General features: G+C 58.0%; 19 protein-coding genes. 12 read left to right on the forward strand and 7 right to left on the reverse strand.

What is annotated here, in order from left to right; genetic code table 11:
- Window positions 1-29: 29 nt before the first annotated feature.
- A complete protein-coding gene (locus HMPREF3042_RS07565) occupies window positions 30-569 on the reverse strand; it encodes a DUF3099 domain-containing protein (RefSeq protein WP_070601510.1) in 540 nt (179 codons plus the stop codon).
- 174 nt (window positions 570-743) lie between these two features.
- Here HMPREF3042_RS07565 and HMPREF3042_RS07570 point away from each other — a divergent pair, with 174 nt between their 5' ends.
- The 4 genes from HMPREF3042_RS07570 to HMPREF3042_RS07585 all read left to right on the forward strand — a co-directional run bounded on the left by HMPREF3042_RS07570 (window position 744) and on the right by HMPREF3042_RS07585 (window position 5,116).
- The gene (locus HMPREF3042_RS07570; protein ID WP_070601509.1) at window positions 744-992 is read left to right on the forward strand and encodes a DUF3039 domain-containing protein; all 249 of its coding nucleotides are present in this window, start codon (window positions 744-746) and stop codon (window positions 990-992) included.
- Window positions 989-2,734 (forward strand): DEAD/DEAH box helicase, encoded by a 1,746-nt coding sequence (locus HMPREF3042_RS07575; protein ID WP_070856708.1) that lies wholly within the window; start codon window positions 989-991, stop codon window positions 2,732-2,734. The genes HMPREF3042_RS07570 and HMPREF3042_RS07575 overlap by 4 nt, the downstream gene beginning before the upstream one ends.
- A 51-nt stretch (window positions 2,735-2,785) precedes the next feature.
- The gene (locus HMPREF3042_RS07580; protein WP_070856709.1) at window positions 2,786-3,226 is read left to right on the forward strand and encodes a hypothetical protein; all 441 of its coding nucleotides are present in this window, start codon (window positions 2,786-2,788) and stop codon (window positions 3,224-3,226) included.
- Window positions 3,227-3,508: 282 nt separating this feature from the next.
- Window positions 3,509-5,116: an SLC13 family permease gene (locus HMPREF3042_RS07585; protein ID WP_070601507.1), complete on the forward strand. Its 1,608-nt coding sequence runs from the start codon at window positions 3,509-3,511 to the stop codon at window positions 5,114-5,116.
- Between the two features lie 419 nt (window positions 5,117-5,535).
- Here HMPREF3042_RS07585 and HMPREF3042_RS07590 read toward each other — a convergent pair whose 3' ends face one another.
- Both HMPREF3042_RS07590 and ppgK read right to left on the reverse strand, forming a co-directional pair.
- Entirely contained in the window at window positions 5,536-7,113 is a 1,578-nt protein-coding gene (locus tag HMPREF3042_RS07590) for an RNA polymerase sigma factor (RefSeq protein ID WP_070601506.1), read from the reverse strand.
- Between the two features lie 396 nt (window positions 7,114-7,509).
- Window positions 7,510-8,265, reverse strand: a complete 756-nt coding sequence (gene ppgK, locus HMPREF3042_RS07595) for a polyphosphate--glucose phosphotransferase (RefSeq protein ID WP_070856710.1) — start codon at window positions 8,263-8,265, stop codon at window positions 7,510-7,512.
- Between the two features lie 34 nt (window positions 8,266-8,299).
- Here ppgK and HMPREF3042_RS07600 point away from each other — a divergent pair, with 34 nt between their 5' ends.
- Window positions 8,300-9,277, forward strand: a complete 978-nt coding sequence (locus HMPREF3042_RS07600) for an inositol monophosphatase family protein (RefSeq protein WP_070856711.1) — start codon at window positions 8,300-8,302, stop codon at window positions 9,275-9,277.
- A 9-nt stretch (window positions 9,278-9,286) separates the two neighbouring features.
- On the opposite strand, the gene HMPREF3042_RS10670 is transcribed toward HMPREF3042_RS07600, so the two are convergent.
- Window positions 9,287-9,895: a LytR C-terminal domain-containing protein gene (locus HMPREF3042_RS10670; protein WP_168168133.1), complete on the reverse strand. Its 609-nt coding sequence runs from the start codon at window positions 9,893-9,895 to the stop codon at window positions 9,287-9,289.
- Window positions 9,896-10,098: 203 nt separating this feature from the next.
- Between HMPREF3042_RS10670 and HMPREF3042_RS07610 the strand changes: the two genes are divergently transcribed.
- Window positions 10,099-10,395 (forward strand): DUF4193 family protein, encoded by a 297-nt coding sequence (locus HMPREF3042_RS07610; protein ID WP_016422655.1) that lies wholly within the window; start codon window positions 10,099-10,101, stop codon window positions 10,393-10,395.
- A gap of 108 nt (window positions 10,396-10,503) precedes the next feature.
- Here HMPREF3042_RS07610 and HMPREF3042_RS07615 read toward each other — a convergent pair whose 3' ends face one another.
- Window positions 10,504-10,980, reverse strand: a complete 477-nt coding sequence (locus HMPREF3042_RS07615) for a DUF3093 domain-containing protein (protein ID WP_070601502.1) — start codon at window positions 10,978-10,980, stop codon at window positions 10,504-10,506.
- A gap of 166 nt (window positions 10,981-11,146) precedes the next feature.
- Here HMPREF3042_RS07615 and dut point away from each other — a divergent pair, with 166 nt between their 5' ends.
- The 3 genes from dut (at window position 11,147) to HMPREF3042_RS07630 (ending at window position 13,897) form a co-directional block, all read left to right on the forward strand.
- Window positions 11,147-11,599, forward strand: coding sequence for a dUTP diphosphatase (gene dut / locus HMPREF3042_RS07620; RefSeq protein ID WP_070601501.1), 453 nt, complete (start codon window positions 11,147-11,149; stop codon window positions 11,597-11,599).
- Window positions 11,600-11,717: 118 nt separating this feature from the next.
- Window positions 11,718-12,497: a DUF3710 domain-containing protein gene (locus HMPREF3042_RS07625; RefSeq protein ID WP_070856712.1), complete on the forward strand. Its 780-nt coding sequence runs from the start codon at window positions 11,718-11,720 to the stop codon at window positions 12,495-12,497.
- 134 nt (window positions 12,498-12,631) lie between these two features.
- Entirely contained in the window at window positions 12,632-13,897 is a 1,266-nt protein-coding gene (locus HMPREF3042_RS07630; protein ID WP_070856713.1) for a class I SAM-dependent RNA methyltransferase, read from the forward strand.
- Here the strand turns inward: HMPREF3042_RS07630 and HMPREF3042_RS07635 are convergent, their stop codons facing one another.
- Together HMPREF3042_RS07635 and HMPREF3042_RS07640 are read right to left on the reverse strand one after the other, a co-directional pair.
- Window positions 13,898-15,187 (reverse strand): HRDC domain-containing protein, encoded by a 1,290-nt coding sequence (locus HMPREF3042_RS07635; RefSeq protein WP_246822371.1) that lies wholly within the window; start codon window positions 15,185-15,187, stop codon window positions 13,898-13,900.
- Window positions 15,188-15,239: 52 nt separating this feature from the next.
- Window positions 15,240-15,812 (reverse strand): DUF3000 domain-containing protein, encoded by a 573-nt coding sequence (locus HMPREF3042_RS07640; protein ID WP_256375250.1) that lies wholly within the window; start codon window positions 15,810-15,812, stop codon window positions 15,240-15,242.
- Between the two features lie 152 nt (window positions 15,813-15,964).
- On the opposite strand from HMPREF3042_RS07640, the gene hemE reads away from it, so the two are divergent.
- The 3 genes from hemE to hemQ all read left to right on the forward strand — a co-directional run bounded on the left by hemE (window position 15,965) and on the right by hemQ (window position 19,440).
- A complete protein-coding gene (hemE, locus tag HMPREF3042_RS07645; RefSeq protein ID WP_070601496.1) occupies window positions 15,965-17,074 on the forward strand; it encodes a uroporphyrinogen decarboxylase in 1,110 nt (369 codons plus the stop codon).
- Window positions 17,075-17,179: 105 nt separating this feature from the next.
- Entirely contained in the window at window positions 17,180-18,658 is a 1,479-nt protein-coding gene (hemG, locus tag HMPREF3042_RS07650; RefSeq protein ID WP_083327443.1) for a protoporphyrinogen oxidase, read from the forward strand.
- Window positions 18,659-18,741: 83 nt separating this feature from the next.
- On the forward strand, window positions 18,742-19,440 hold the full coding sequence (gene hemQ / locus HMPREF3042_RS07655; RefSeq protein WP_070429449.1) for a hydrogen peroxide-dependent heme synthase: 699 nt from the start codon (window positions 18,742-18,744) through the stop codon (window positions 19,438-19,440).
- The last annotated feature ends 71 nt before the right edge of the window (window positions 19,441-19,511 follow it).

Raw genomic sequence — 19,511 nt, forward strand, 5'->3', positions numbered from 1 at the left:
TACCTTCGTCGTAAAGCGGGGCGGAGGGGCTAGTTAGGGGAGCTTGACGACGGATCGTCGTCTTCCGGCATATCGATGACATTTGCGTCATCGAAGGGATTTGAGGTGGTCTCGGTATCGGACTGCGGCGGTGCGTCGGTGTCTTCGGTACTGGCGGCAGAACCGAGCGCGCGCATCTCCGCTTCCTTGAGGGCGCGCTGGCGCTGCTGCTCCTCCCATTTGCGGTTTTGCTCGCGTACAACTCCTGGCTTGTAGACGCGCGGTTTGCGCTTGTCAGCGGGTTCTCCAACGCCATTGGCGATGACAACCGCGATCCACGGCATGGGTACGGAGACGACCATGAGAATCGCCGCAATCCACGGCACATCCCACCACAGGTAAAAAGCGCCGGAAAGAAGTAGCAATGGAATGCGAGACCATTGCAGGGCCGCGTAGACGTGGCGGCGGTGGTCATAGTTGCGAATCCTTGAGCCGCGGGCGTCGGTAATCAACGCCGCGTCTTTCTTGCGTCGCCGGGAACTTCCGCGTTTCGGCAGCGCGGAGTCGCGACGGTCATTGATTCGCGCCATGGTTGTCTAGCATACGCCTGTGGCGTGGGGGTGTCTCAACTAGCTATGCCCGTTGCAGCTGCATGCTCGCGTAGTCGCAGCGGTGTTGTGGATGGATGTGGAAGGTAGCTGTCAGCAGCGGCCAGCACCTGGGTCGCTAGGCATAATTTGACCAATGGGGCACAATTGGAATCTGTGAGCACTCCATTGAAGACGACAAAGACGATTGAACGCACCGATACCCGCGTCGATGAGTCGACGAGGGACGACACTCCGAAGTTCTTCCATTACGTCAAGAAGGACCAGATCGTGAGCTCCGCGGTCAACGGCTCCTACGTCGTTGCTCTGTGCGGTGAAACCTTCCCAGTGAAGAAGTCGGCGAAGCCGGGTTCACCGGTATGCCCTGACTGCGAGCGGATTTACAAGTCCCTGCGTCGCAAGTGAGCGGGCTTCGTAAATGGCAGCAGGAGGCCCTCGACAAATACCTGGCGACTAACCCCAAGGACTTCCTTGCAGTGGCGACACCGGGCGCGGGTAAGACGACCTTCGCTCTGCGTATCGCCAGTGAGTTGCTGTCGCGGCGGATTGTCGAGCGCATTATCGTCGTAGTGCCTACTGAGCACCTGAAGGTACAGTGGGCTGCCTCTGCTGCTCGTTCGGGGATTGCGTTGGATCCCAAGTTCTCCAACGCCAAGGGTGTGGTAAACCCTTCCTACCAGGGAATTGTTGTGACCTACGCCCAAGTCGCAGTGCATCCGTTTAAGCACCATGCGGTAGCTACCGCTCGTCCGACATTGGTGATTCTGGACGAGGTGCACCACGGCGGTGATGCCAAGAGTTGGGGCGACGGCATTTCTGAGGCCTACGGCGATGTCGAACGTCGCCTGTGCCTAACTGGTACGCCGTTCCGCTCTGATGACGCGGCAATTCCGTTTGTTCGCTACTCGCCGGATGGCGATGGTTACTCGCGCTCCGTCGCTGATTACACGTACGGCTATTCCAATGCGCTTGCCGACGGCGTCGTGCGCCCAGTGGTCTTTTTGGCTTACTCAGGTGAAGCTCGCTGGCGTGATAGCGCGGGTGATGAGTTCGCTGCGCGTCTGGGTACCGTGATGAGCCCAGAGGAGACCACTCGAGCTTGGCGCACCGCGCTTGACCCAAAGGGCGAGTGGATGCCGTCGGTGCTGCGGGCAGCGCATACCCGGCTCTCGCAGATGAGGCAGCATATTCCCGATGCCGGTGGCCTGGTTATCGCCTCCGATGCGGCAACTGCCCGTGCGTACAAGCGCATTCTCGAGCAGATTGCCTCCACACCGGTGGCGTTGGTGCTTTCGGATGAGCCTGGCTCGTCGGAACGCATTAAGACCTTCTCCGAGTCCACCGACGAGTGGATGGTGGCTGTGCGAATGGTCTCCGAAGGCGTGGACGTGCCAAGGTTAGCCGTCGGCGTGTACGCGACTAGTTCCTCGACTCCGCTATTCTTCGCGCAGGCTATCGGACGATTCGTGCGAAGCCGCATGCCGGGGGAGACTGCGTCCGTCTTCTTGCCGTCGATTCCTGTGCTGCTCGACTTGGCCTCGCAGATGGAGGTGCAGCGCAACCACGTGCTCGGTAAACCGGATCGGCCTTCGGAGGGCTGGGAAGATGACTTGGTCGCCGAAGCCAACCGGCGTAAGGATGAGCCCGACGAACTGCTGCCGGCCTACGAATCCATTGGCGCGGATGCTGAACTCGACTACCTGATCTACGACGGTTCCTCCTACGGCACCGCAACCGTTGCCGGTTCCGCTGAAGAAGCTGACTACCTTGGCTTGCCCGGGCTTCTCGACGCTGAGCAAATGCGACTCTTGCTGCGTCAGCGGCAGGATGAACAGCTTAAAGCCGCCAGTGCCCGAGAGAAGGAAGCCCGCGAGGAGGCGAGTGAATCGTCGTCAAGCGGAGGCGAAGGCGGCGCGGTCCACCGCATTGAGGGATCGGCGTACCCGAGGCCGCAGAAGGTGGCCAGTGAGGTGTTGCCGAAGTTGCGGAAGGAACTCAATACGCTGGTGTCGATGACGGCGGCGCGAACCGGTAAGCCACATGGTCAGGTGCATAACGAGGTTCGGCGCGCCTGTGGTGGCCCGCCGACTGCGCTGTGTACGGAGGAGCAGTTGCGCGATCGCATTAGCTACCTGCGTAATTGGTAGGGTTTCAAGCTATCTGAGCAAGCTATCGGACAGATGATGGTGGAGAGAAAAATGTCGGCAAGCAGTAATCGGGCAAAGACCTCAGAATCGGCTGGCGGGGGTTTGTCGGCTGTACCAGGCAATGACAGTCGGACTATTGGCGTGCTGGCACTGATCTTTGGTGTCGGCGGACTCTTGATGTCCTGGATGATCGTTGGTGGCATCCTCGGCGTCTTTGGCATTGTTCTGGGCATCATCGCGATGGCGAAGGCGCTGAGCGCGAAGAAGCGCGTGCAGGCTGCTGGGGGAGACGCGGTCATCAGCGGTTCGTTCGGATTGGGCGTTGTCGGCATTGTGACGGGCATTGCAGCCGCCGTGGTGTCGCTGATGCTGTACTGGTCGACATCAGACGCGATGTCGAAGTGCGAAAAATTCGAGCGCACCTCTGGAGAGTATGCCGAGTGCATCTCCAATCAGATGGGGACTGACCAGCCAAAGAAGCAATCGGAGTGAGTTCGGACGCGAAGTCAATGGCGGTGTTACTTTGTGCCCGGAGTTTTCGGCTAATGCCAGATGCGCAATGAGGAAATGAGCTAACCCCGTAATCCACCCCCGAAGTCCAACTGCCTGCAGTTTCGGTCGGGGGTTTCTTAGTGAAATCTCATATTGGGCCGAGTGTTGGTAATGATATTGGTGTCAGAAAGTACCCACATTTGGCATCCCCTACATGCGGTAAACGTTTGAACATGCGTGCAATACAGGATGTCTGCTGATTATTAAATAGGAGCGTGAATCGTGGCAGCGACATCTACGCGCGACAACTCCCCGGAACTGTCACCTGGCCAACAAGACCGTGGTTACCTCAGCCGGGAGCTTTTCCGTAAGCGCACCGGTCTAGGACTCGGTATCATCCTGTCCTTGCTCGTGTACTTCTTTATGCCGGCTGAGCTCGATCACAACCTGCGTGCAACCGCAGGTGTAGCAGTGCTTATGGCCGTGTGGTGGATGTCCGAGGCTATCCCGATTGCCGTTACGGCTCTGCTGCCGCTGGCGCTATTCCCGATTCTCAACCTCGCGGAGATTAAGGATTTCTCGGGCAAGTACACAGACCCGACCATCTTCCTCTTCATGGGCGGCTTCCTGTTGGCACTGGCGATGCAGCGTTGGAACCTACACAAGCGTGTCGCATTGTGGGTCCTGGTGTTCATGGGGTCGTCACCAAAGATGCTGATTCTAGGCTTCATGGTGGCTACTGGCTTCCTGTCGATGTGGGTATCCAACACGGCCACGGCCGTGATGATGCTGCCAATCGGTGTGTCCGTGCTGAGCCTGATTGTCCGAATGCTGCACGATGAGAAAGTTGCTGCAGAGGATGCGGGATCTGCGAGTGAATCGGTCGCCGAAACCCCCGGTGGAGATGCGCTGGAGGAGGCGGAGGAGTCGTCGTCAAGTTACGACCCGATGCCAAAGTCGAACTTCGGTATCGCACTGATGCTGGGTATCGCTTACGCGGCATCGATTGGTTCGTTGGGCACGATTATTGGTACTCCGCCGAACGCGATGCTGGCGGCCTACATGGCGGAGCAGGGTGTCAACATTGGGTTTGGCCAGTGGATGCTGCTGGGTGTCCCGGTGGCGGTTGTGCTCATGCTCTGTGCATGGTTCCTGCTGACAAGTGTTCTGTTTAAGCCGGAGATTGCGCATATCCCAGGCGGGCGCGAACTGATGCGTGACGAGCTCAAGCGTCTCGGCCGTATGTCGGCGGGTGAGCGTCGCGTGCTCATGGTGTTTATCGCGGCTGCGCTGGCGTGGGTCTTTGTCCCGGTGCTGCTGCCAGACACCAAGATTGCCGATGCGGTAATCGCGATGACGGTAGGTATTGCACTGTTCCTGATTCCGGGTGGTCCTGATGGCGTGAAGCTCATGCGCTGGGAAAATGCGTTGGAGCTGCCGTGGGGTGTGCTGCTGCTGTTCGGTGGTGGCCTGGCGCTGTCCTCGCAGTTCGGTGCCTCTGGGCTGTCGGACTGGATTGGTGAGCAGCTGTCTACCCTCGGCTGGATGCCCGTGGCTGCACTCGTGGTTGTCGTCGGCGCCGTTGTGCTATTCCTGACCGAGTTCACGTCTAACACCGCGACGGCCGCGACCTTCCTGCCGCTGGTTGGTGCGATGGCAATCGGCTTGGGCCACGACCAGATGATCTTCGCTGTTCCAGTTGCACTGGCGGCTACTTCGGCGTTCATGATGCCGGTTGCAACACCGCCGAACGCCATCGCCTACGGCTCCGGCTACGTCAGCATGGACAACATGGTCAAGACCGGTGTTTGGCTGAACATCGTTGCGCTGATTGTGATTTCTGTGGCTTCGCTGACGCTGCTGCAGTGGGTATTCGGCGTCGTGTACTAGCTGGGTATGTAGTAGCCGGTATTGGATGGTGGTCCAGTTTGCTGGACCGCCAGCGGACTGCTTCGACTAGCGTTGCTTAGATGCTCCTTCGCCCCGTTCCACCTTGGTGGTTCGGGGTTTTGCTTTTTGCTTTTGCCTCCAGCCGGCCCTACGCCGTTCAGTCCGGCAGTAGATTCGTGCACATGGCAGCTAGTCCCACAATTGACAACCGTAGAAAATACGCGCTGCAAATGTGAAACTGTCGGAGTTTATGACACTTTCAGGCCATTTCTGTGGGCCGTCTTGTCATAAACGCAGTCGCTAACTCGCTAGCCCTGCCCCTGAAGAAAAAATCGGGCTCGAATAAGGGGGTGAAACCTTATCCAAGCCCAATTTTCTGGGCTTAGCAGTTAGCCCAATTACGACTCCAGGTTAAAGCTTTACTCCAAGTAGTCACGCAGAACCTGCGAACGCGATGGGTGACGCAGCTTGGACATCGTCTTGGACTCAATCTGACGGATGCGCTCGCGTGTCACACCGTAGACCTGGCCAATCTCGTCAAGAGTACGTGGCATACCGTCGGTAAGGCCGAAGCGCAGACGGACGACACCGGCTTCACGTTCGGAGAGAGTCTCCAGAACGTCGCCAAGCTGATCCTGGAGGAGCGTGAAGCTCACGGCGTCCACGGCGATGACTGCCTCGGAGTCCTCAATGAAGTCACCGAGCTGGGAGTCGCCCTCGTCACCGATGGTCTGGTCTAGCGAAATGGGTTCACGAGCGTACTGCTGAATCTCGAGAACCTTTTCCTCGGTGATATCCATTTCCTTAGCGAGCTCTTCCGGAGTGGGCTCGCGGCCCAGGTCCTGGAGCAGCTCACGCTGGATACGGCCGAGCTTATTAATGACCTCGACCATGTGAACCGGAATACGAATGGTTCGAGCCTGGTCGGCCATTGCACGAGTAATGGCCTGGCGGATCCACCACGTTGCGTACGTCGAGAACTTGTAGCCCTTGGTGTAGTCGAACTTCTCGACGGCGCGAATCAGGCCGAGGTTGCCCTCCTGAATCAAGTCGAGGAAAGCCATGCCACGGCCGGTGTAGCGCTTTGCCAGGGACACCACAAGACGGAGGTTGGCCTCGAGTAGGTGATTCTTGGCGCGCTGACCGTCGCGAGAAATCTCGCGCAAATCGCGCTTCTGAGCGTAAGCGATGCGCTCGCCGGCTTCCTTGGCCTCGTCAATCTTGTACTGCGCGTACAGACCGGCCTCGATGCGCTTAGCCAGACTGACCTCTTCCTCGGCAGTCAGCAGTGCGACCTTACCAATCTGCTTGAGGTAGGCGCGGACAGAGTCCGCAGAGGCGGTGAGGGCAGCATCCTTGCGGGCCTGACGCAGACGAGCGGACTCGTCCTCGTTCCAGACCTCGTCGCCCTCGTCCTCTTCATCCTCGTCTTCGTTTTCGTCCTCGTCGTCCTCTTCTTCATCGTCGTCGAGGTCGTCTTCTTCGAGGTCGTCGTCATCCAGATCGCCGTGAAGATCATCGTCTTCGAGATCATCATCCAGATCCGGGTCGTAGTCCCGCTCCTGCTCCAAGTCGTGGTCGAGTTCCTCGTCCTCGAGCTCTTCGTTCTCAGTTGCGTCGAGAGCCTGCGCGTCCTTCGCCTTCGCTGCAGCAGCCTTGGCCGCAGTGGCCTTCGCGGCCGTTGTCCGCTTAGTTGCCTTCTTGGCTGCGGCCTTACGTGTGGTCTTCTTAGCGACCGACTTCTTAGCCGCCTTCTTCACGGTCTTCTTGGCCGCTGCCTTCTTAGCGGTCGCCTTTTTCGCCGCAGTCTTGGTAGCAGCTGTCTTTTTGGCAGCCGTCTTCTTGGCAGCAGTTTTCTTCGCGGCAGTCTTCTTTGCCACGGTCTTCTTCACTGCTTTCTTGATGGCCTTCTTTACAGCCTTCTTTGCAGGAGTAGCTGAACCGGTGCCACTCCCGGTGGATTGGTCCTGAGCTTGCCCCAGTTCGTTGCCTGCCACGAACGCCCTTTCACGATGTACGTTGTGTGCGCCGCCAAAGCCGCCGCCAGCTTCTCTCGGTCAGAGAGAAGCTCAACGCGCCAGTGGTGCGCCTTTACTTCGTCTGCAGCCAGCTAGCTGAATGGGAAACATTCAGAGCTGGCCTTTTCGTGCCACGGTCATCAGTGTTGCTTTTCTGGCTCCTAGCGAAGAAGTAATCGGTGAAAATCCTCATCGAAGCAGTGCGCCGGAATTCGATTTTCCCAATCCTCCTCGAGCCTGTTGATTATTCAACCTTGCCGTGAGTCAACTTCTTATTGTAAACCAATTCTGAAAACCGCCGCCACGGGGCATGGGTTCAACGACCTGTCACGCCCGCCCCGTAGGCACCGATCCCCACCCAAGAAATGAAACTGCTTAAGGGTAAATCCCCTGTTCAGCAGCAAAGGCGGCGCCAGCGATACCCGCATTATTATCCAAACTTGCGGGGAAAACTGGAGTCTTACATGTCAACCGCCGAATCCACTTTTCGTGTTCGCGACTGATTCCGCCGCCGACGATAATCCGTGACGGCCAAAATAGTGCCTCGTAGGTCTTTAGGACCTTGCTCACGCGCTCAGCCCACTCTTCGAAGCCGAGCCCCTCCACATCTTTAACTCGCGCGGACGCAAAGTGTTCGGCCTCCATGCCATCGATGACGAGGTGGCCTAACTCCGAATTGGGGTAGAGCAGTCCATCATGAATAAGTGCGGAGCCGATGCCGGTACCAAAAGTCAGTAACAACACGGCGCCAGTCTTATTGCCCGGATTGCCAAACTGGACTTCAGCAAGGCCGGCAGCGTCAGCGTCGTTAAGCACGTGCGCCTTGTTGTTGGGCAGGTACTTAGCGAAGAGCTCCTGGCAGTTCGTATTAACCCAAGAATCGTCAATATTGGCGGCCAGCAAGGCAATCTGATTCTGTACGACGGACGGAATCGTGATGCCGACATCGGAATCCCATTGCGCAATGTCCACAATTTCTGCAATGGTCTTCGCAACCGCTTCCGGAGTCGCCGGCTGTGGCGTGAAAATCTTAATGCGGTCGCCAATAAGCTGCCCAGTATCAAGGTCCACGCGGCCACCCTTGATTCCAGATCCTCCGACGTCGATGCCAAATCCAATTCGTTGTCCCATAGCTCAAATTGTACGAAACAGACACAATGGGGGCATGAGCATTAACTCGCGTGGCACCGAACAACTGGCTAGCAGGGCGGATAATAGAGGGTTTACGGCACCGAATAGCCCCGGGGCCGTGCGGCCCAGCGTCAGGGAATTACGTGATCGCGCGGTACTTATCGCCCGCACAGCCGCAGCGCATATCGCCAGTCGTCGGGTCGAACTCGGCTCCGATGGCGTTTTAGCAAGTTCCGAAACGAAGTCCTCAGCTGTAGACCCCGTCACCGTCGTCGATCGTGAATCTGAGGAGCTCATTCGTTCGCTCATCAAAACGTTTAGCAGCTCCGACCGCATTTTGGGCGAAGAAGGCGGGCTTGACGACGGCGCGGGCTCTCTAACGCAAACTACCGACGCGGCCGAAGCGGTGACCTGGATTGTAGACCCCATCGATGGCACAGTGAATTTCCTCTACGGACTGCCCAATTTTGCTGTGAGTATCGCCTGCGCCGTAGGCGATGAGGTAGTGGCGGGTGCAGTGGCAAATGTGTCCTCGGGAGAGGTTTACAGTGCAGCAAAGGGAGAGGGCGCTCAGGTTTCTCGGCAGGACGGCACTGTGCAGGCGCTTAGTTGTTCCCCAACGGCCGAGCTGGAAAAGGCGCTTGTGGCAACGGGATTCAGCTATTCCGCTAGTCTCCGGCAGGTGCAGGGCCGGATAGCGTCGCAATTGCTAGGGGAGTGTCGAGATATTAGGCGCATGGGATCGGCGGCGCTGGATTTGTGCATGGTGGCGCACGGCCGTGTTGATGCGTATTACGAACACGACATCAAGATTTGGGACTATGCAGCAGGTTCTCTGATTGCGGCTGAAGCAGGCGCCAGAATCAGAATTCCGGAATTCACTCAGTGTGCCAACGCTGCTGGCCGGCCGGAGGGAGACCCCCTCGACTTCGGTGTCGGTGCGGCGAATCCTGAAGTTGCCGATGCGTTCTTCGAGGCATTGGATGGTGCGACCGCGAAGGCTAGGAATTAGTTCGTCGGTCTAGGAGCAGGTGCTCGAGCCTAACGAGCTCAACCCCTCTAAGTCGGTCTGTTCGCCACGGTTCAATGCGGACATCGCGCCCTCAACCTGGCTGGCTACTTCGAGGTCCTTAAACCCCTTACCCAACGACACATCGACAGTTGCATCCGGCCGACCATCGTGGATGAGCTCAAAACAGGGGAAAAGAGCGTGAAGCGCTGCGGCGTGGCCATTGAACTCCCCGCCATAACGCAGCTGGCCAAAGCAGCTGAGATCTTGGTTTTCCACAATAGGGTCGTTACCGTAGGGAACCTGCTCATCGAGAACAAAATCGAGCTGCCGCAATTGCTCGGCGACGGTTGTAGCCTGGCCGACTTTGCCGTTGGCGTTATAAACGCGCACATGAACACCCGACGGTGGAACGACGTGTTCTCCTATTAGCGTGGTGGAGGAAACCGGGGTGCCAGCCGCGGGGAGGGAACAGGACACCGGATAACTTGCCGGTTGGCTGCGGAATGCCAATACCCACAACGTAGCCGCAATCACTACAGCAACTACGGAAACCACCACGTAGGGAACAATTTTTCGTCGATGTGATGCGCTCGAAGTGCTCGCGGGGCCTGAACTCATAGCCATCATGTTATCGTCTCCTCGGCTAATGGGCATAGAAACCTGTTTTGACCTGCAGAGATGACAGAATGCGTGAATTGCCTTAATATCCGCTGAGAAAGGCACTGGAGAGTACAGGGTGTCAATCGTCTCAGTGCGTTGTATTCTCCGAGAAAAAGTCAGTTCACAATGTCTAGCAAAGGTCCGGAAAGAAGGTTTGGGACATGGCTGTAAACTACGATGCCCCGCGTACTCGTGAAACCGAAGAGCTGGAGACCGATTCCCTCGAGGGCCTTCAGGCTGCATCTGCTGAGAAGGAAATCGACGACACTGACGACGGCGAAATTGTCGAGCCGTTCGAGTTGCCGGTCGCCGACATCGCGGGTGAAGAATTCGATATGGATGTTGCCCCGAAGGGGGAGGATGAATTCACCTGTGGCTCCTGCTTTATGGTGATGCACCGCTCGATGATTGCCATCGATAACGGCGATGGTTTCCCCATCTGCCAGGACTGTGCTTAGTCCTCACACAATCGGGATAACTTCCTAGGAAAAGGAAAACCGCCACTGCCACGGCTGTGGCGGCGCGGGGCCGTCGGAAAGCGTGTAGCGGCGGTGAGAGATTGTGACCTAGCGGTCGAAGAGACTGTCAAGTAGTGCCTCGGGGCGGCGGGTGGAGACCAGCCAATAGGGGGTGGGGTCGTCCGGATCGTCGAGGACTAGCAGCACCATCGTGGGAATCCACGTGTGCGTAACCAGGAATGCTGCCGGATCGAGCTGACGGCCCAACGCATTGCGCTGCGCGGACTTCGGGACCACTAGGGATTTTGCAACAACCGATGCTGGCAGAACTGCCGTGCCAGCGTGAAGCCAGCGCTCACCAGTGCTATCCACTTCTACGGACACCGTAGTCTTCGACATAGTCAACAGCACCCACACGCCCACGGCCAGGCAAATAATGCCGCCGATAACAAGCCAAATCGGTGAACGGTTAAATCCAATCTGGGCCGTACATACAAAAACGGCGACAGCGCCGAGTACCCAGAACCACCAGGGAACCCAGAGCTTTTCGGAATAGACAATCGATGAATCTCCGCTCGAGCTCATTGTTAGTGCCGCATCTTCAGAGACGGATGCTGAGCTGTCGCCGCGACGAGGCTGCAGGTTATCTTTTCCACTCACGGTTATCCATTCTAGGGCACGGCTATGCTCGGTACTGACAGGGCCGAAGTGCGGTTCTTAAAAGACGCGACAGCGAAGGATATACGAAGAGATGACTTATGCCCCGGTGCAAGTGAAAAAGCTCACTAAAGACGCAGTGATTCCCCAGCGTGCGCATGCCGATGATGCCGGTGTGGATTTGAGCTCAGCGGAGGATGTCGTCCTAGCACCCGGGCAGCGGGCACTCGTGGGAACCGGTATTGCCATTGCCTTGCCGGCGGGCACCGTGGGATTGGTTCATCCACGCTCCGGATTGGCTTTCAAAAAGGGGCTTTCCATCGTCAACGCTCCCGGCACGATCGATGCCGGTTACCGTGGTGAGCTTAAAGTCTGCCTGATCAACTTGGACCCCACCAACGCGGTGGAGATCGCCAAGGGTGATCGAATCGCACAATTGGTTGTGCAGAAGGTCGAGCTCAGCCCGCTGCTGGAAGTCGATGAACTCGATGAAACTGAACGCGGTGCGGGTGGTCACGGGTCAACCGGAGTGTCCACGACGCTTTAAAACGTCTCTGACAGCGCGAGAACCCCATCAAGTGTGGTTCAATGCGTGAAGAGCTCAATAAAGCGTTTACAAAGGCGTATACAAAGATTTCTTTTTAGCGAGGTGTCAATAAACCACCATGTGGCCATTTGGAAAGAAGAACCAGCCAGAAGAACCAGCTGCCGAGGCAGAGGCCGTTACCACCGAGTCTGCGGCGCCAGCTTCTGAGGAAGCTGCCGCAACCCTGCATGACGACGCGTCGGAAGTCGCCGCGGAGAATGCACCAGCAAACGGCCCCTTTGATATCAACAGCGCTAGCCCGACGCAGTTTGATTTTTCGGACTTCGCGAAGGCCAGTTTGAACCTCGGTTCGATGCTGCTGCCTATTCCTCACGTTGGTGATATTCAGGTGGAGATGGGGCCGACAGGTCCAACTATGCTGCACGTCGCCACTGAGCATGGCCGCGTAACTCCTGTAGCATTCGCTGCTCCGACGTCGGGTGGCCTCTGGGAGGAGTCTGCTCAGGAAATCAAGGACGGTCTTGAGTCCGATGGCCTCGATGTCCATGTCGAACAGGGGCCGTGGGGTTCTGAGGTCGTTGGCCGCACCTCCGATATGGAAATGCGAATCATCGGCGCCGACGGCCCGCGTTGGATGCTTCGCATGACGGCCTCCGGGCCGGCCGATCGGGCGGAGAAACTTGCGGATCTCGCCCGCGGTCTCCTTGCCCGTAGTTTCGTCTCTCGCGGTGAGAACCCGATGCCGGCAGGTCAGCCGCTTCCGGTTACGCTGCCGTCCCAGATGGCCGAGCAGATTCGTCAGGCATACCAGCAGCAGGCCCAGGCTGCTCAAGCTGAAGGTGAACCTGGGCAGGTGCCGGGCGCTACTGGTATCAACCCGGATGGTTCCACCAATTAGTTTGGTCAACTCGCCAGCAGAGATAATCTAGCTGCTTGACCAGTTAGAAGAGGATTTGCAGGTGCCACTGTGCACTGCCCGCCGCCGTCACCCGACGGCGGCTTTTCTCTTGTCAGCGGGTAGTATCACACTGCGTGAACATCGAAGTGACTATTGACCGTCCCGCTGCCGGCGGAGAATTCATTGCCAGCTATGACGGACGTATCGGTTTCGTCACCGGCGGCATCCCCGGCGAACGCGTTGTTGTCGAAATTGCCAAACCTGATGCCAAGCTGTGGCGCGGCAATGTCGTTGAGGTTCTGGATGCCTCAGAACATCGAGTTTCGCAGCGTTGCCAAGCAGCTCAGCAGGGCGCGGGTTGTTGCGACTGGGGTTTTATTGATCCTGAGCACGCGGCGCGTCTCAAGGCTGATGTCTTGACTGATTGTCTCCGCCGTCTGGGACGTTTCACCGCCGACGAGCTGCCAGCTATCGATGTCGTTCCACTTGCGCCCACTTCCCACTGGCGAACGCGCGTGCGGCTAGGTGTGGATTCCCAGGGGCGAGCGGGGCTGCGGCGTTCTCGTTCCCACGATCTTGTCATCGGCTCCGAGTGTGCCCAGACAGTACCCAATCTCATCGCTGGCTTTACGACGGCCGGAACCATCCCCGTCGCTGAGCCCGCTCGCGGTAGAGGGCGCAGAGCGCCGAAGCTGGGAGAACTCCATGTGGCAATGGATGCCGAGGGTAACCGAAGCGCTGTGTACGTCTCCGGCAGTGGCCGGAGTCGCAAGCAAACAGTGATTGAAGGCGAGCCAACCACACAGCACGCTGTTCACGGCATTACTTTCGATGTGCCGACTACCGGTTTTTGGCAAGCTCATCGCCATGCTCCTGAGTTCTATGGCTCGCGCATCATTAGCCTGTTGGCCGGTCAGTCCTTCTCCTGTGCTTGGGATCTCTACGGCGGCGCAGGCGTTCTGGCGGCGGCACTGCGCAAGCTAGTAGACGCTGAGGGATCAATTCTCTCTGTAGAGGGGTTTGCCGCGGCAGCGACGGCGGGGCGCAGGGCTTTCACTGCAGCTGACCACAGTGGGAATGCGACACCTGCGGCACCAGTTCGGTTCGTTACTGGGGATGTCACCAAGGTTGTGCGCCGCGAAGTTGCTAATGAGGAAACACCAAACCCGGATGTCGTCGTTCTCGACCCTCCGCGCTCCGGTGCCGGTAAGGATGCCATTGCCGCTATTGCTGAGGCCAAGCCACGCACGGTTGTACATTTCGGTTGCGATCCGGCGACTTTTGCGCGCGATGCCCGGTACTGGGCTGACCACGGCTACGCGTTCAAACACCTCGAGGTCGTAGACGCATTTGGCCTAACACATCACTTTGAAACCATCGCGGTGCTAGAGCAGCTGTAGCTAGAGTGGGTGCCGCATGGGCGCAAGGACGTTGGCGCCGATTACGTCGGCAAGCAAATGTGCCTGCCATGGGCGGAAACCCTGTTCGCTGAGGTGGGCGGAGATTTCTGTAACGGCTGGCAGGCCGCCAGCGTAGTTGTCGTGGTGGCGGAATACGAATGAGTCGACTGCGCGGCTGTGAATCCACCAAACAAGTTCACGTGTCTGCGCGGAAGTGATGAGTGTGTCTTTGCGCAGGTGTATTTGGGCACAGACGTTGTCGATGCAGCCTCGCGTGGTTTCGAAAATCTCGGCGGCTTGTGGGGCATGTTCAGCCCAACGCCGAAAGTGTGGCATCTCGTTGCGAGGCGGCTTTTGAGGCTTCGGCCATGATGACCTGGGTTCCTGACGGGCTTCATTAACGATCCTCAACCAAGCGTCCGCAGCACCGCGACGGCGACGTGGAAATCCACGGATTGCAGTCAGCTCACGCTGCGTACCTGGGAGTTGTTCTGCGATTGTACGTAGAACGCTGTGCCCCATGATGTGTGTTGGGGAGACATCACGTTGCTGTGCGATTTCGTCACGCTCAGTCCACAGTGCACGGGCGACGTGGAGTTGTTCGGGAGTGCGCAGCTTCCCAATGCCTTTGAGTCCTTGCCACGAGTGTCCGACGTGTAGACCATCGAGGTATTTACGGTTGGTAGCGAGTTCGCGTTCGCATTCCTGCTCTAGCCATTCCAAACGGTCGAGCTCAGCCAGCGCCTGACAAAGAACCTCTGCGAGTTCGATGAGCAGCTCGACATCCAGGGCTGCGTAGTCCAGCCAATCCGCTGGCAGCGGACGAGTAGACCAATCCTCTCGACCGTGCCCCTTGGCAAGTCCAACTCCGAGGAGTCGTTCTGTTAGAGCTGCTAAGTTGACTCGCTCGAGTCCGAGAAGGCGACCGGCCAGCTCAGTGTCAATGACTTTGGCGGGGTAGAGGCCCAGAGCTGCGAGGCAGGGAAGGTCAGAATGAGCTGCGTGAATAATCCAGGTCAGGTCGTTGACTGAGGAACCGAAAACGGCCATCGCCTTGCGCCCGTCTTCGGGATCGATGAGAAAGGTGCCCGCTCCATGGCGGCGAAATTGAAGCAGGAAGGCGCGGTCGTCGTAGCGATATGCCGAAGCTCGTTCAGTATCGACTGCGAGCCAACCGTGTCCTTTGGCCAGCTGCTCACCGGCGTTAATAATGTCGTCGATGTCGGAAAGCACGCGTGGAGTTCCCTCGGCTGGGGCAAGTCTTACTTCTACGTCGGGACTAGTTTCCACGTCGGAGCTCATCGCACGCCTCTTCGGTCGTCGGTATCAGCAGTTACCAGTATCAGCCCAGCAGGGATACGCCGACGGGTGGCAGACCAGCGACGTTCGCTAGTACCTGAGCGAAAGATTCAACGTGAGTGCGCAGGTCGGTGCCACGAGCAGTCCACGATGCGCGCATTTCTAATTGAAAGGCCTGTGGCTTGCCGCCAATCTCGCCGTAGCGGACAGAGTTCGTAGTCGTCACCGTGCCACCCAAGTTTGACAGTTTGGCGTTGTTCTCAGCCAGAGCCTCGGTGAGCCATTGCCAGGCAACCTGGGGAAGCAGCGGATCTTCCGCGAGGGAGGCATCCATATCTGCCTGGATGTATGCAACCAAGCGCATATCGCCGTCCCAGGTTTCCTCACTGCGGGGATCGTGCAGCAAAATTAAACGACCAAAGGCATCATCGTCCGAGGACTCGGGGACAATATCAGCTTCGGGCTGCGTGACCTCAAGCGAGACAGCGTGGCTAAACGGCGCCAGCTTCTGCGGTGGCCGAACGGTGCCCAGAGCAATCTCAGGTCGCAGTTCAGCAGAGTGCATTGACTCGACCGCGGCGCGGAAGTTCTGTGGCGTTGAATCGGTTCCATTCACGGGCCTGAACTTAGCCATATGTCGCTTGCGTTAGTGGGAGGCGCGCCGAAAAGAGCGGAAAGCGACCAAGCGGTTTGTCGAAAACGCACAGCAGGGCGAGCGATTTCCCTGTTCTTAGTACCCCACACATTAATTTCTAAGGTAAGTGGGGCATGATTGTCCGTATGAACAATCGTCGCACTTTGACTGATGCCCCGATTCTTGATGCAGCTTACGGTCGAACTCCTTCGCGCCGTCCGGTCTGGTTTATGCGGCAAGCAGGTCGTTCGCTTCCTGAATACCGTGAGGTACGCAAGGACATCGGAATGTTGGACTCCTGCTTCCGTCCGGAACTGCTCGCTGAGATTACTATGCAGCCGGTACGTAGGCACGACGTTGATGCTGCGATTCTTTTTTCCGATATCGTCGTGCCGCTGAAGGCCGCGGGTGTCAACCTGGATATTGTTCCCGGTCGCGGTCCGGTAATGGATGCTCCGGTGCGCTCGGAAGCAGACATCAAGGCACTACCGGAAGTCACGGAAGAGCAACTCGCTCCGGTGGCCGAGGGCATCGGCCTCATTCTGCAAGAGCTGACTGATTCCCAGGCGCTCATTGGTTTCGCTGGTGCGCCGTTCACCTTGGCGTCGTACCTGATTGAAGGCGGTCCATCCCGCAATCACGAGCGCACTAAGGCGCTCATGCACTCGGATCCTGAATTGTGGGATCACCTGATGCAGAAAATCACTCCGATGGTGATTGCTTTCCTGCGCGCACAGATTGGCGCTGGTGTGGACGCTATTCAGCTCTTCGACTCCTGGGCTGGCTATCTCACCGAGCGTGATTACCGCCGCTTTGTGTTGCCGTACTCGAAGGAAATCTTCCAGGCTGTCGCCGACGCCGGCATTCCGCGCATCCACTTCGGTGTGGGGACCGGCGAGCTTCTCGGTGCTATGGCTGAAGCCGGCCCAGAAGTCATGGGCGTCGACTGGCGCGTGCCACTGGACGTTGCTGCCAACCGCATTCGTGCCACGCTTTCCGACGTTCACCGAGGCGCAGACCCGGCGCAAAACAGCCTTGCATTGCAGGGTAACCTTGACCCGGCGATTCTCTTTGCCGGTGAAGCTGCAATGACCCAAGAGATCCAGCGCATCTGTTCTGAAGCGGACCGTGCAATTAAGCGTGGTGATGCCCGTGGACATATCTTCAACTTGGGTCACGGAGTGCTACCGAATACCGATGCCGACGCGATTACGCGCGCCGTTGAAATCATTCACGCAACGTAATAGCCGACGCAACAGGCGTGTAAAACACGCACTAGCTAATTTCCTACAAGTCTTATCGACCGTGCCCGCTCGAGGGGCGGGCACAGAGAAAGCGTACGAAATACCGTGGTTGCACAACCTTCTACCATTGCCGTCGTAGGTGGCGGTATCTCCGGCCTGACCGCAGCGTATGAGTTGCGTAAAAAGCTCGGACCCGCCGCAAGAATTATTGTCATCGAGTCCAGTGCACAGGTCGGCGGCAAGCTGAAGACTCGACCAGGAGCTAACGGCCCTCTTGAAGCGGGCGCTGAGGCGTACCTGGCATTCCGTCACGATGCCACCGAGTTTTTCAAGGAACTCGGTTTGGCGGATCAGCTAGTCGCCCCTTCGGGGTTGCCTTCCAAGCTCTACATTGGCGGTGAGCTCAAGGACCTTCCGCGCAATACGGTCACCGGTATTCCAGGAAGCTCAGAGGGGTTGGGCTATCTCCTCAGCGAGGCCACCCTCGCCAAGATTGATGCTGAGTCGAACCCCGAGCTCACTCCAGCCTTGCACTGGGTACTGGGCGACGACATGAATGTCGGCCAGCTGGTCGCGGCGCGTCTCGGTGAAGAAGTGGTTGACCGCATCGTCTCCCCGCTGCTCGGGGGCGTCTACTCAACCACCGCATACGACCTGGGGCTGCGTGCGACCGTCCCACAGCTGGCGGCAGCGCTTGATGAAATGGCCAGTGTCGGTGATTATGTCAGCCTCACCGGCGCTGTCCAGCGCGTTCTGGAAGCACGTAAGCAGGCGCAGCAGGCGCGTCTGAGCAGTGAGGCTGCGACAGACTCGGCGAAGACGAAGCGACCGGTAGTCTTCCAAACGTTCCGAGATGGCTTCGAGGTCCTCTACAACACGCTTGCCGACGAATCGGGAGCCGAACTCCTCTTGTCGACGAAGGCTGCTGGCTTGCGGCAGCATGACAATGGCTTTGAGGTGACAGTGGAAGCGCCGTCGGAAAGCGGCACGAGCGTTAACACAATCGACGTCGACGGTGTTGTCCTGGCGGCACCTTCTGCAACCACATCAGAGCTGTTGAGCAGCCTTGCTCCAGAGGCAGCAGAGCTTATCGGTGGGGTAGACACGTCGAACTCGGCGGTGGTCGGTATGTGTTTCGACACGTCGGACGGACTGCCGGAGATCAACGGCGTGTTGTGTGAGATTGGTGCGGACCTGTCCGCGAAAGCTTTCACAGTGTCGTCCCGAAAGTGGCCACATATTGGTGAGCGCTACGGTGCCGTTGTGAGGGCAAGTTTCGGCCGTTTTGATGATGACTCGCACGTGCATCGCAGCGACGAAGACCTCATCGCCAGGGCAAAGGCGGATTTGGCTAAGGCGACTGGCTTTGATGCTGAACCGACAGCGGTTTTCGTCCAGCGTTGGTGGGCAGGGATTCCACGCTTCGATATGGGGCATGGAGGTTTGATGGATTTTGCTCGCCAGGAGTTGGACGAGGTGCCTAAGCTTGCAGCAACAGGGGCATGGCTCAGTGGCCCGGGCATTCCGGAGTGCATTTCCAACGCCAAGGCTGCGGCTAGCAAGATTGCTGCGGAGCTGGGATAAAGCTGCGAGATTGGTGCTGAGTACGAAACTGGCGCTGAACCATCGTTTTTAAACGACTTTTCAACCGAACTAGGAGACAACTAATGACGAAGCTCGATTTCAAGAAGCTCAACGACACCATCCGCTACACCATGTGGTCTGCCTTCAAGGTGACCCCTGGTGCACTCGGTGATAACCGCGAAGAGGCAGTGGCTAAGACCAAGGAATTCTTGGCTCGTTACGAAGACACTGATCTGATCATCCGTGGTTTCTACGACGTTTCGGCCATGCGTGCTGAAGCTGACTTCATGTTCTGGATTCACGCAGAGAAACTGGAAGATCTGCAGGCGTTCTACAACGCTTTCCTGCGCGAGACTCCGCTGGGCCAGGCATCCACCCCGCACTGGTCGAACGCTGCGTTGCACCGTCCAGCTGAGTTCAATAAGTCGCACCTGCCGTCGTTCATCATGGGTGAAGAGCCAGGACGATGGATTGCGGTTTACCCATTCGTCCGTTCCTACGACTGGTACCTGCTGGAGCCAACCGAGCGTCGCCGCATCCTTGCTGAACACGGTATGGCCGGTCGTGACTACCCGGATGTGCGCGCCAATACTGTCCCGGCGTTCGCACTCGGCGACTACGAGTGGATTCTTGCATTCGAGGGGCCGGAGCTCGACCGCATTGTGGACTTGATGTGGAAGATGCGTTACACCGAGGCTCGTCTGCACGTCCGCGAAGAGATTCCGTTCCACACGGGCCGTCGCGTCGATGACATCGCGGAGATTATCAACGTTCTGCCGTAGCCCGCGCAATCTACGAGAGAATCAGCAGCGCCGCTGGTCAAGCCCCGTTAACTGACGGGATTGTGACCAGC

Origin of the sequence: Corynebacterium sp. HMSC074C05 (assembly GCF_001838325.1) — a bacterium.
Lineage (GTDB): Bacteria > Actinomycetota > Actinomycetes > Mycobacteriales > Mycobacteriaceae > Corynebacterium > Corynebacterium amycolatum.